This window comes from Billgrantia aerodenitrificans, assembly GCF_021404405.1.
GTDB classification, from domain to species: domain Bacteria; phylum Pseudomonadota; class Gammaproteobacteria; order Pseudomonadales; family Halomonadaceae; genus Halomonas; species Halomonas aerodenitrificans.
Window position 1 is genome coordinate 379,729 of the sequence record NZ_JABFTV010000004.1, and the last position, 12,475, is coordinate 392,203.

At 65.7% G+C, this 12,475-nt stretch carries 10 protein-coding genes; 8 read left to right on the forward strand and 2 right to left on the reverse strand.

Features of this window, described 5'->3' with window-relative positions; translation table 11 throughout:
• Positions 1-10 precede the first annotated feature (10 nt).
• Together HOP59_RS10085 and HOP59_RS10090 are read left to right on the forward strand one after the other, a co-directional pair.
• Positions 11-1,939: a M48 family metallopeptidase gene (locus HOP59_RS10085; RefSeq protein ID WP_234253881.1), complete on the forward strand. Its 1,929-nt coding sequence runs from the start codon at positions 11-13 to the stop codon at positions 1,937-1,939.
• Between the two features lie 132 nt (positions 1,940-2,071).
• Entirely contained in the window at positions 2,072-2,773 is a 702-nt protein-coding gene (locus HOP59_RS10090) for a hypothetical protein (RefSeq protein WP_010627342.1), read from the forward strand.
• Positions 2,774-2,875: 102 nt separating this feature from the next.
• On the opposite strand, the gene HOP59_RS10095 is transcribed toward HOP59_RS10090, so the two are convergent.
• Positions 2,876-3,082 carry a cold-shock protein gene (locus HOP59_RS10095; RefSeq protein ID WP_010627343.1) on the reverse strand — a complete coding sequence of 69 codons (207 nt, stop codon included), beginning with the start codon at positions 3,080-3,082 and terminating at the stop codon, positions 2,876-2,878.
• A 302-nt stretch (positions 3,083-3,384) separates the two neighbouring features.
• Here HOP59_RS10095 and HOP59_RS10100 point away from each other — a divergent pair, with 302 nt between their 5' ends.
• Positions 3,385-4,026 carry a LysE family translocator gene (locus HOP59_RS10100; protein WP_010627344.1) on the forward strand — a complete coding sequence of 214 codons (642 nt, stop codon included), beginning with the start codon at positions 3,385-3,387 and terminating at the stop codon, positions 4,024-4,026.
• Positions 4,027-4,056: 30 nt separating this feature from the next.
• Here HOP59_RS10100 and HOP59_RS10105 read toward each other — a convergent pair whose 3' ends face one another.
• Complete coding sequence (locus HOP59_RS10105) at positions 4,057-6,009, reverse strand: transglycosylase SLT domain-containing protein (RefSeq protein ID WP_010627345.1); 1,953 nt, start codon at positions 6,007-6,009, stop codon at positions 4,057-4,059.
• A gap of 201 nt (positions 6,010-6,210) precedes the next feature.
• On the opposite strand from HOP59_RS10105, the gene HOP59_RS10110 reads away from it, so the two are divergent.
• The 5 genes from HOP59_RS10110 (at position 6,211) to HOP59_RS10130 (ending at position 12,467) form a co-directional block, all read left to right on the forward strand.
• Complete coding sequence (locus tag HOP59_RS10110; protein ID WP_010627346.1) at positions 6,211-6,732, forward strand: PaaI family thioesterase; 522 nt, start codon at positions 6,211-6,213, stop codon at positions 6,730-6,732.
• Complete coding sequence (locus HOP59_RS10115) at positions 6,725-7,195, forward strand: PaaI family thioesterase (protein WP_010627347.1); 471 nt, start codon at positions 6,725-6,727, stop codon at positions 7,193-7,195. Before HOP59_RS10110 ends, HOP59_RS10115 begins: the two co-directional genes overlap by 8 nt.
• 92 nt (positions 7,196-7,287) lie before the next feature.
• Complete coding sequence (gene htpG / locus HOP59_RS10120; protein WP_010627348.1) at positions 7,288-9,192, forward strand: molecular chaperone HtpG; 1,905 nt, start codon at positions 7,288-7,290, stop codon at positions 9,190-9,192.
• A 243-nt stretch (positions 9,193-9,435) separates the two neighbouring features.
• Entirely contained in the window at positions 9,436-11,007 is a 1,572-nt protein-coding gene (locus tag HOP59_RS10125) for a Re/Si-specific NAD(P)(+) transhydrogenase subunit alpha (protein ID WP_234253882.1), read from the forward strand.
• Positions 11,008-11,024: 17 nt separating this feature from the next.
• Positions 11,025-12,467, forward strand: a complete 1,443-nt coding sequence (locus HOP59_RS10130; protein ID WP_234253883.1) for an NAD(P)(+) transhydrogenase (Re/Si-specific) subunit beta — start codon at positions 11,025-11,027, stop codon at positions 12,465-12,467.
• Positions 12,468-12,475: the final 8 nt, after the last annotated feature.

A 12,475-nucleotide genomic window follows, 5' to 3' on the forward strand; every position in this document is an offset into this window, starting at 1 on the left:
GCGCGCCGCAATGGATTTCTTCGGCGCTCAGGCCCAAGCACGCCGCTTGACCCTGTGGTTGGTGTTTCTGCTGTTGGTGGCCGTGATCGGTATGGTGGTAGTGACCGTCCTGGTGGTGACCCTGGCAGTGGCACTGCTCGATGGCGGCCAGCCGGGAGCCGACCCGCTGGCCCTTGCCTTCGATCCGCTGCTGCTTGGCGGTGTGACCCTCGGGGTCCTGGCGGTGGTGTCGGCGGGCAGCCTGGCGCGCCACATGCAGCTACGCGCAGGCGGAGCGGCGGTGGCCGAGGCGCTGGGCGGCAGGCCGATCAACGCCGATACCCGTGACCCCGACGAGCGCCGCTTGCTCAACGTGGTCGAGGAGATGGCCATTGCCTCGGGGCTGCCGGTGCCACTGGTCTACGTGCTCGAAGAAGAAGGCATCAACGCCTTTGCCGCCGGGCACACACCGCAGGATGCCGCCATCGGCGTCACCCGTGGGGCCATCCAGAGCCTCTCGCGGGACGAGCTGCAGGGGGTCGTGGCCCATGAGTTCAGCCATGTGTTGCACGGTGACATGCGTCTCAACATGCGCCTGATTGCGCTGCTCTACGGCATTCTGGTGATCGGCCTGGTGGGGCGCATGTTGCTGCGTGGAACGGCGACCCGGCGCATGGTGCGCGGCTCGCGCCAGAACAATGCCCAGGTCGTGCTGCTGGGAGCGGGCCTGGCGCTGATGCTGGTGGGCTTCATCGGCACGCTGTGCGGCAATCTGATCAAGGCGGCAGTCAGCCGTCAGCGCGAGTTTCTCGCCGATGCCAGCGCTGTGCAGTACACCCGTAACCCGGCCGGCCTGGCCGGCGCCTTGAAGCGCGTGGCAGCGCACGCGCAGGGCTCCGAGCTGCGCGCGGCGCAAGCCGAGGAGTTCAGTCATCTCTACTTCGGTCGCGGTGTGTCCGGCCTGCGCGGATTGACCGCCACCCACCCGCCATTGGCGACCCGCATCCGCCGCCTCGAGCCCGAGTGGGACGGCGAGCTGCCCGAGCCGAGGCAGGCGCTGGACGACAGGACCGATGAAGCGCTGCAGGCGCCGCGGACGGCGGCTGCAGCGACGGCTGCAGCGACGGCGACAGCGGCTGTTACCGGGAGCGCCTTTCTTGCCACCGGCGGGGGAGTGTCACAGCGAGTCGGCGAGCCGCGCGATGCCGATCTCGAGGGCGCCCGAGGGATCCTGGCCGAGATCGATCCTCGTCTGCTTGAGGCAGTTCACGAGCCCTATGCGGCACGCGCCGTCATCTACGGCATTCTGATGGGAGCGGAGCCCGAGAGCCGAACCCGACAGCGCGAGGCGCTGGTAGATGCTGCCATGCCGGAGGTGTTGGCGGAGCTTGAGCGTCTCGACCAACCGCTGCGCGACGTGCTGCCGGGTCAGCGACTGGCGCTGATCGAACTCTGTCTACCTATGCTGCGCCAGCTCTCGGTGGCCCAATATGCAAGACTGCACGAATGCCTCGAGCGCCTGATGGCCGCCGAGCATCGCCCCGGCGCCCTGCAGTGGGCGCTACACCGGCTGGTGACGGTGGGCAGCCAGGGGGCGACGTTACCGCGTGGTCGCCGCCTGCCGCTGGCGCAGGCTGGGGACGCGGTGGAGCTGCTACTGTCGAGCCTGGCTCTGGCAGGCAGCGACGAACAGGATCGGGCGAGAGCGGCCTTCGACAAGGCGGCCGAACGGTTGGACATGAACCTGACGCTGCGGCCGGAGCCGGCTTCGCCGCAGGCGCTCGACGACGCCTTGGCACGCTGCCGGCGGCTGGCGGACACCGAGCGAGCCCGGCTGCTCGATGCCATGCTCGACTGCGTGACGCACGACGGCCATGTGGCGCCGGAAGAAGCCCAACTGCTACGGGCCGTGGCCTGGTCGTTGGGGTGCCCGCTGCCGCTGGTCACCGTGCAGAATTGAGGCGGATGCGGGATCGTTTCTCGTTATCGTTGTCCAATCCCCAGGAGGGCAAGGCCCGGTGGCTTGCAGCAGCTGTCGGGCTCTGCTGGAATAGGGGCCTTTTGCTGGTCTCATATGGATGGGAGAAAGCCGATGGCCAAGACACCCTGGATTCCTGCCGCCGTGGCATTGACGCTAGCCCTTGGGCTGGCGGGCTGTGGCGACAATGGCGAAGAGGCTGACGCGACACCCCAGCCCGAAGAGCCGGCCACCGAGGCCGAGCCTGACATCGAGATGACGGAGGACGAGCCGGAGACGCCGCCACCGGCGGCCGAGGAAGAGGTGCCGACCGATGATGAGTCGTTGCCGGCCATCCCCGAAGAGGACGCCGCCGAGCTGGAAGCCAACGGCGAGCTCGAGGCCGACGCCGAGACGCTGGGGGAATCTCCGGTCGATACCCTCGAAGAGGGCGGTGCACTACCCGGTGAGCCGACCCGCTCCGATATCGATGCCATCATCGAGGATACCGAGCGTCGCTTCGAAGAAGCGCAGCGTCAGATCGACCAGCAGTTCGAGGAGGTGGAGCAGAGTCCACCCGCCCTGGAGCCCATGGAGAGCGACGAAGATTACAGCACCCGGCTCGAACCGATAGGTGGGGGCGAGCGCGATACGACGACCGAAATCGATCGCGAGGCGGAGCGCACCGGGGAGGTGACGCAGTCCGACATCGATGCCTGGCTCGAAGAGACCGAGCGCCGTTTCGAGGAAGCGCAGCGTCAGTTGGAGGCACAGTTCGAGGAAGCCGAGCGGCGTGAACCGGAAAGCGAGGCGCCGCGCTTCGAGATCGAGGACTGAACAGCCGGATCCGGAAAGGCTGCGGCTGGAAAGACGAAAAAGGCCCACTCGAACGAGTGGGCCTTTCGTCAGGCAGACATCAGGGCCAGCCGAGGACGAGCCTCAGTTGGCAATCCGGATGTTGGAGGCCTGAAGGCCCTTCTTGCCCTGGGTCACTTCGAAGGTCACCTTCTGACCGTCCTGCAGGGTCTTGAAGCCTTCAGCCTGAATTTCGGAGAAGTGTGCGAACAGGTCATCGCCGCCGTCGTCCGGAGAGATGAAGCCGTAGCCCTTGGTATCGTTGAACCACTTGACAGTGCCAGTTGCCATTGTCGATTTTCCTTGCTTACTGATTGATCGTACTGGGCACTCGGAATACCGGGGCCCGAAGTGCGTGGCAAGAGAAAAATGTGCGCTTCGGGTGTACCATGACTCGCCATGCTTGGCTCGCCTTGCAGCGTCACGTCTTTCCACTTTCAAGCCTACGCAGCGAAAGCCACTGGAGAAGGCGCTGTTTGTAGTGAGTCGCTCGCCCCAGGCTGGCCGCCCGCTCAATCCACTGTAGATAGAAAATTTCCTAGCGTCCAGAGAATCTATTGCCCTGCTTAGGCAATATTTAACGGAGTCCTTATATGGTCGATGCCCAGTTCTGGCCCTTTCTCATTGCCATCACGCTGCTGTCGATGAGCCCGGGGGTAGACACCCTGCTGGTCATCCGCAACACCGCCCGCGGCGGCACCCGCGATGGCGTGTTAACCAGCTTGGCCATCTGCTGCGGCCTGTTCGTGCATGCCACCATCTCGGCGCTGGGTATCTCGCTGATCCTGCTGCAATCGGCCTGGGCGTTCAGTGCACTGAAAATGGCCGGCGCAGCGTACCTTATCTGGCTGGGCATCAACGGCCTGCTGGCGGCGCGGCGTGGCACCGGACTGCCGCTGGGGGCCGTGCAGGGCGAGCGCCAGGCCGTGCCGCTATGGCGCCCGCTGCGCGAGGGACTGCTCTCCAACGTGCTCAACCCCAAGACCGTGGTCTTCTACATGGCCTTTCTGCCTCAGTTCATTGCACCGACCGATCCGGCGCTGCTCAAGTCGCTGTGGTTGGCCGGGGTGCATTTCGTCATTGCCAACGTATGGCAGATCGCCATCGTCTTCATGGTCGGCAGTGCGGGGCGCTGGCTGGGCAGCCGTCTCTTTGCGCGGGCGCTCAATGGGGCAACGGGCGCGGTGCTGGTTCTTTTCGGTGTCAGGCTGGCGCTGGAACGGCAGCCAGCCTGATTCCGTGTCGGTGGTGGTTGGCTCGACGGCTCAGTTACGGGCCAGCAGGGAGGCGTCGTAGCGTACCGTCTTCTCCGCCTGGCTGAGCATCGACACGCCCTCGCTGCTGCCACCGTTGGCCAGGCTCTCGAAGATCACCCGGTAGGAGAGCACCGCCTGTACGTAGTCGCGGGTCTCGCGGAAGGGGATCGCTTCGACGAACAGGTCGAACTCTTCCGGCGCGTCGCGCAGCCAGCGGTCCACCCGGCCAGGGCCGGCGTTGTAGGCCGCGGCGGCGGCCAGGCGGTTGCCGCGGTAGCGGTTGGTCATGTCGCGAATGTAGGTACTGCCCAGGCGAATGTTGAGCTCGGGGTCGAGTACGCCATAGGGACCCGGGTCACTGATGCCGAGCTGGCGGCTGAGCTGGGTGGCGGTGCCCGGCATGATCTGCATCAGGCCGCGGGCGCCGGCCGGTGACAGCGCCACCGGATTGTAGGCGCTCTCACGACGGGCGATGCCCATCAGCAGGAAGGGGTCGACCCCGGTCTGCCGTCCCCAGTGGAGGAAATGCTCGCGATAGGCTTCGGGGAAACGCCAGTCGAGCGCGTCCCACAGCTGGGCGGTGATGGTGGTCTGCACCAGCCGTGCATGCCAGCCTCGGCGTTGGGCATAGTCGGCCAGTGCTCTGACCTCGCGCGGCGAGGCGGTGGCCACCGCATGCAGCCATTCGCTGTTGGCCAGCCCATCCTCACCGATGCGCAGCAGGGCTTCGGTGCGCTGTACCGCTGGCCAGCGGGCCACCTCTGCGCGGTAGCTCTCGTCGAAGTTGCTGCGCTCCAGGTTCAGCGAGTAGGGGCGTCCGATGCGATCCGCAGCGGCGAAGCCGAAGAAGTTGCGCCCCTGGGCGGCCTGCGCGTAGGCCACTTCGGCCCGCTCGCTGTCACCCAACTGCTCATGAGCGCGTGCCTTCCAGTACTGCCAGCGGCTGTTGTCACGGCTGTCCTCGGGCAGCATCTCCACCCAATCGAGGACACCGGCCCAGTCTCGGTTGGCCAGGGCGTGGCGAATGCGCAACTCCAGGACCCGCGTGGTAGCGATGCGCGGCAGGGCTTCGTCGACCCAGTACATGTTGTGATCGATGCCACGCACCAGTGAGTAGAAGGCCAGATCTTCCTCGATGGCGTGGCGATGGCGCTCCTCGACCGGAAGGTGCGGGGCAATCTTGCGCCACGCCTCGTAGGCGGCTTCGGTATCGGCACGGGTGAAGCCATGCATGGCCGAGACGAACAGCGGACCGCTGCCACGGCACTCGGGGCCGATGCAGGAGGGGACGCGGGTGACGTCGGCGTAGCTGCGCTGCAGGCGCTCCACGGCGTCGATGCCATCCTGCCAGCGGCTGCCCAACAGACGGCCCAGATAGCTGACAAGGCCGGTTTCTCCCTGCTCCCAGGCCAGCATCTTGCGCTCCCAGATATCGAGCTCGCTGATTTCGCCGTTGGCGCGCAGGTGGTCGAACAGGGTGTCGCAGGCCGAGGGTTGGGAACTGCCCACGTGCCACAGCTGGCGGCCACCTTCGGCGGCGGCCTGGGGATCGCTGCCGAGTAGCGCCGTGTAGTAGTAGCACTGCCGTTCGGTGCCGCTGGGCTCGCCATCGGCCACGGCAAGCAGGCTGCCGAAACGCCCGGCGGCACCATAGCGGGCGATCGCCTGGCCGCGCATCCAGTCGGCCACGGGGGCGCCCCGGTGGCGCTCGATGAACTCCAGTATCTGGCCAGGCTCGGCCTGGGGCAGGCGGCTGCGTAGGCGATGGTACTCGACATAGCCCTCCAGCACATGACCGCTGATGCCGGCCTGGTCGATGCGATCCCATTGATGGTTGCGCGCGGCCTCCAGTGCCGTGCGCATGGCGCTGTCGCTGGGCTGGGCATGCGCGGTGACGGAAAAGCTCAAGGCCGCCGCGGTGAGCAGGGCGGCCGCGCGGTGCAAGGGGAAAAAATGGCGCATGTTGAACGGCCTCCGGAAGGGCGGTGACGAACCTCTGTATCCTGGCCCATTGGAGCCGTTTTGAGTAGACCGTGTGGTCGCTTTCTCGTTCAGCGCATCTCACGTTCCGTCATCGGAACGCTTGTCTCGCCGACGGGCGGCGTCTAGTCTGCGAAACTGGATCAAACGCTTGTTGGAGGTGTGAGTGTTGGAGGATAGAGAGTGAGCGCATCTGACGAGTCGCGCCAGGAATCTGCCGCGGCACACCGAAGTCCCGAACGATGGCGAGCCGGCCTGACCCGTTTCGTCAACGTCATACCGCATACCCGGGAGCTGGGCCTCGAGGTGCTGGAAGTCGCACCGCCCAGGGTGCACATGCGTCTGCCCTGGCGCGACGAACTGCTGGGCGACACCGAGCGCGGACTGGTGCACGGCGGGGTGCTGACCATGCTGCTCGACACCGTGTGCGGCTCGGCAGTGCTATGCGGGCTGCCCGCGCCGGAGGTCTGTCCCACCCTCGATTTGCGGGTCGATCACTATCGCCCGGCCTTGGCCGGCCAGCCGATCATGGCCGAGGCTCGCGTGCTGCGCGTGACCGGTGCCATGGTCTTCACCGAAGGAACGCTGTGGCAGGACCCGCAGCGGCCCATTGCCCGCGGCATCGGTAACTTCGTGCGGCTCGGGCCGCGCAATACGCCGCCGGGTTTCGCCGAGGCGCTGTTCGGGGAGGACGACCATGCCTGAAGGATTTCACGACGTGGCCTGGCTGGCCAGGACGCGCGCCGAAGGAGACGTTGCCGCCTGGCTCGAGCGGCTGCCCTATGCCCGTTACATCGGCGTCACGGCCACGCCGGACGCTAGCGGCGATGGCCTGATCTTTCATCTCGAACCGCGCGAGCACAACGTCGGCAACGTGCTGCTGCCGGCGCTGCATGGCGGCGTGGTGGCGGCCTTCATGGAAACCGCGGGCACCCTCGACCTGATGCTCTCGGCCAGGGAGCCGCGCCTGCCCCGTGTCGTCGACTTCTCCATCGACTATCTGCGCACCGCCCGGGTGGTGACCACCCATGCCAGATGCCAGCTGCTGCGCGAGGGGCGTCGACTGGCCAACGTTCAGGTCACGGCCTGGCAGGAAGCGGAGGACCAGCCGGTGGCTACCGCACGCCTGCACCTGGTGCTGGGGGCGCCGGAGCCCAACGACGCTTGAAAAGCGGGATGTGGACCCCATATCGCTGAACAGTTCAGTAGCGGCGGTGCGCCGGGCACCGCCGTGGGTTCACGCGATGAGGTAATCGATCCATGTCCACGACCGCTCACGAGGAAACCCTCGGCTTCCAGACCGAGGTGAAGCAGCTGCTGCACCTGATGATCCACTCCCTGTACTCCAATCGGGAGATCTTCCTGCGCGAGCTGATTTCCAACGCCGCCGACGCCTGCGACAAGCTGCGTTATGCCGCGCTGGACAACGACGCCCTGTACGAGGGCGACAGCGAGCTGCGCATCGAGATCGAGCATGACGAGAAGGCACGTACCGTGACCTTGCGCGACAACGGCATCGGGATGAGCCGCGAGGAGGTGATCAAGAACCTGGGCACCATAGCTCGCAGCGGTACTGCCGAGTTCCTCAAGCAGCTCTCCGGCGAGCAGCAGAAGGATGCCCGCCTGATCGGTCAGTTCGGCGTCGGTTTCTACTCCAGCTTCATCGTTGCCGACGAAGTCACGGTGCGCAGCCGTAAGGCGGGCAGTGACAAGGCCGAGGGCGTCGAGTGGCGTTCCAAGGGCGAGGGCGAGTTTACCGTCGCTGACCTCGAGCGCGAGGTGCACGGCACCGAGATCGTGCTGCACCTGAAGAAGGACGCCAAGGAGTTCGCCGACGACTTCCGCCTGCGCAGCCTGGTACGCAAGTACTCCGACCACATCGAGGTGCCGGTGCGCATGCCCAAGGTCGAGACCGCCAGGGATGACGAGGGCAACGAGATCGAAGGCAGCGAGGTCACCACCTGGGAGACCGTCAACGAAGCCACCGCGCTGTGGGTGCGCTCCAAGGGCGAGATCTCCGACGATGAGTACAAGGCCTTCTACAAGCACGTGGCCCATGATTTCAGCGATCCGCTGACCTGGAGCCACAACAAGGTCGAGGGCAAGCTCGAATACACCAGCCTGCTCTACGTGCCGGGGCGCGCGCCCTTCGACCTCTATGAGCGCGACGGCTCCCGCGGCGTGAAGCTCTACGTCCAGCGCGTCTTCATCATGGACGACGCCGAGCAGTTCCTGCCGCTCTACCTGCGCTTCGTCAAGGGCGTGCTCGACACCCGGGAGCTGTCGCTCAACGTCTCCCGCGAACTGCTGCAGCAGGATCCCAAGGTCGAGAAGATCAAGAGCGCGCTGACCAAGCGTGCGCTGGACATGCTCAAGAAGCTGGCCAAGGACCAGGAGGCCTACCAGACCTTCTGGAACGTGTTCGGCAGCGTGCTCAAGGAGGGCCCGGCGGAAGACTTCGCCAACCGCGAGAAGATCGCCGCCCTGTTGCGCTTCGCAAGCACCCACACCGACAGCGCCACCCAGGACCAGTCGCTTGCCGACTACGTCGCGCGCATGAAGGAAGGGCAGGAGAAGATCTACTACATCGTCGCCGACGGCTTCAACGCGGCGAAATCGAGCCCGCACCTGGAAATCTTCCGCAAGAAGGGCATCGAGGTACTGCTGTTGCACGACCGCATCGACGAGTGGCTGATGAGCCACCTGCACGAGTTCGAAGGCAAGCGCTTCGTCGACGTGGCCAAGGGTGAGCTCGACCTCGGCGAGATCGAGGGCGAGGAAGAGAAGAAGGCTCAGGAGCAGACCGCCAAGGCCAAGGAGGCGCTGGTCAAGCGGGTCAAGGAGGCGCTGGGCGACGCCGTGCAGGAGGTCAAGGTGACCCACCGGCTAACCGACTCGCCGGCCTGCGTGGTGCTGCCGGAGCACGAGATGGGCTTCCAAATGCGCCGTATCATGGAGGCCGCCGGGCAGAAGATGCCCGAGGTCAAGCCGATCCTCGAGCTCAACCCGAGCCATGCCCTGGTGGAGCGGCTCGAGGCCGCCGAGGGCGAGCGCTTCGGCGATCTGGCGCTGGTACTGCTCGACCAGGCAATCATCGCCGAAGGCGGCCACCTCGACGATCCGGCGGCCTACGTACGCCGCCTCAACGCACTGTTGACCGCCTGACATAAGGCTGACGACATAGCACTTTGGGCCGCCTTCGGGCGGCCTTTTCGTATCTATTCGCGTCTTCCCGCCCTCTCTTGACGTAAGCGTCAGCAAGCTTTTTTTTCGCAATTTCAGCTGGATAGTATTGCCCACGAGCTGGAAGGAAAGGGCGGGGCTGCTGTTGTGCATCGCAGTAAGGTCAGGTATGAATAGTCGGATTGCCTAACCAGAAAGTTCAATAACCATAAAGGGAGATCCAACGTGAAGATTGGTGCACCCAAGGAGCTCGCCACGGGAGAAGCGCGCGTCGCGCTCACCCCTGACAGTGCACAGCTCATACAGAAGCTTGGACACGAGTGTTTGATAGAAACCGGGGCCGGCGTTGCCGCCGGCTTCGACGACGAGGCCTACCGGGCCGTCGGCGTCAGTGTGGCGGAGAGTGCCGAAGCGCTGTGGCGCGACGCCGAGATCGTGATCAAGGTGCGCGAGCCGAGCGAGGCGGAAGCCGACCTGCTGCGCGAGGGTCAGACCCTGATCAGCTTCTTCTGGCCGGCCCAGAACGAGGCGCTGCTGGAGCGCTGTCGCGCCCAGGGCGCGACCGTGATCGCCATGGACATGGTGCCGCGGATCTCGCGAGCCCAGAAGATGGACGCGCTCTCCTCCATGGCCAATATCGCCGGCTACCGGGCGGTGATCGAGGCGGGCAACAATTTCGGACGCTTCTTCACCGGCCAGGTCACCGCAGCGGGCAAGGTGCCGCCGGCCAAGGTGCTGGTCATCGGCGCCGGTGTGGCCGGCCTTGCCGCCATCGGCACGGCGACCAGCCTGGGGGCCGTGGTGCGCGCCTTCGACGTGCGTCCCGAGGTGGCCGAGCAGATCGAGTCCATGGGCGCCGAGTTCCTGTTCCTCGACTTCGAGGAGGCCCAGGACGGCTCCGGCACCGGCGGCTACGCCGCGCCCTCCAGCCCCGAGTTCCGCGAGAAGCAGCTGGCGCTGTTCCGCGAGCAGGCCCCCGAGGTCGACATCGTCATCACCACTGCGCTGATCCCGGGTCGTCCGGCGCCCAAGCTGTGGCTCGAGGACATGGTCAAGGCGATGAAACCGGGTTCGGTGATCGTCGACCTGGCCGCCGAGAAGGGCGGCAACTGCGACCTTACCGTGCCGAACGAGAAGGTGGTCACCGACAACGGCGTGACCATCGTCGGTTACACCGACTTCCCGTCGCGCATGGCGACCCAGTCGTCGCTGCTCTACGCCACCAACATTCGTCACATGCTCACCGATCTGACGCCGGAGAAGGACGGCGCCATCGCGCATGACATGGAAGACGACGTGATTCGCGGCGCCACCGTGACGCACCAGGGCGAGATCACCTTCCCGCCGCCGCCGCCCAAGGTGAAGGCCATTGCCGCGGCCAAGCCCAAGGAGAAGGTCAAGGAGCCGACGCCCGAGGAGAAACGCGCGGCGGAGCTTGCCACCTTCAAGGAGCAGACCAAGCGTCAGGTCACGCTGCTCGGCATCGGCGGGGCGCTGATGCTGCTGCTCGGGCAGATCGCCCCGGCCTCGTTCATGCAGCACTTCATCGTCTTCGTGCTGGCCTGCTTCGTCGGTTTCCAGGTGATCTGGAACGTCAGCCACTCGCTGCATACGCCGCTGATGGCGGTGACCAATGCCATCTCCGGCATCATCGTGCTCGGTGCCGTGCTGCAGATCGGTTCGGGTAACTGGATCGTGGTGCTTCTGGCGGCGATCTCGGTATTGATCGCCACCATCAACATCGTGGGCGGCTTCCTGGTGACACGCCGGATGCTGGCCATGTTCCAGAAATCCTGAGCGGCGGAGTGACGAACATGTTAGGACAAGGTTTTGTTTCCGCCGCGGCCATCGCGGCAAGCATACTTTTCGTGCTCTCCCTGGGCGGGCTGAGCAATCAGGAGAAGGCCAAGCGGGCGGTATGGTACGGCATCGTCGGTATGGCGGTGGCGGTGCTGTTCACCGCCTTCGGCCCCGGCATCGGCAACTACTGGCTGATGATCCCGATGATCGTGATCGGCTCGGTGATCGGCTGGAAGGTGGCCAAGCAGGTGGCCATGACCGAGATGCCGCAACTGGTGGCGGCGCTGCACAGCTTCGTCGGCCTCGCCGCGGTGTTCGTGGCCTGGAACGCCGATCTCGAACGGCGCCGAGTGCTGGCCGCCCAGGCGCTGGATACCGCGCATCAGGAGTTCTCTGCCTTCGCCGCCCTGGTGGCGACCAAGGCGCCGGACGAGCTCACCTTCCTGCAACTGGAGGTGGTCTTCGCCATCTTCATCGGCGCGGTGACCTTCACCGGCTCGGTGGTCGCCTTCGGCAAGCTGGCCGGCAAGGTCGACGGCAAGCCGCACAAGCTGCCCGGCGGCCATCTGCTCAACGCCGGGGCCGCGGCGGTCTGTCTGCTGCTGGCAGTACTCTATCTCAACGGGGCCGGTTTCTGGACGCTGCTGCTGCTCGCGGCACTGTCGTTCTTCATCGGCTGGCACCTGATCATGGGCATCGGCGGCGCCGACATGCCGGTGGTGGTGTCGATGCTCAACAGCTACTCCGGCTGGGCGGCGGCGGCCATCGGCTTCACGCTCTCCAACGACCTGCTGATCGTCACCGGCGCGCTGGTGGGCTCTTCGGGGGCGATTCTCTCCTACATCATGTGCAAGGCGATGAACCGCAACTTCGTCAGCGTCATCCTGGGCGGCTTCGGCGGCACCCAGGGCCCGGCCGCCGAGATCGAGGGCGAGCAGGTGGCCATCGACGCCGCGGGCGTGGCCAGCACGCTCAACAACGCCGACAGCGTGGTCATCGTGCCGGGCTACGGCATGGCCGTTGCCCAGGCCCAGAACGCCGTGAGCGAACTGGTGCGCAAGCTGCGTTCCGCCGGCAAGGAGGTGCGTTTCGCCATCCACCCGGTGGCCGGGCGCCTGCCAGGGCACATGAACGTGCTGCTGGCCGAGGCCAGGGTGCCCTACGATATCGTGCTGGAGATGGACGAGATCAACGACGACTTCCCCAAGACCGACGTGGTGATCGTCATCGGCTCCAACGACATCGTCAACTCGGCGGCCCAGGACGACCCCAACAGCCCGATCGCCGGCATGCCGGTACTCGAGGTGTGGAAGTCCAGCGTGGTGTTCGTCTGCAAACGAGGCCAGGGTACCGGCTACTCCGGCATCGAGAATCCGCTGTTCTACAAGGAGAACACGCGGATGTTCTACGGCGACGCCCGGGAGAGCATCGACTCCCTGCTATCGCTGATCGACTGAGTCGGTCG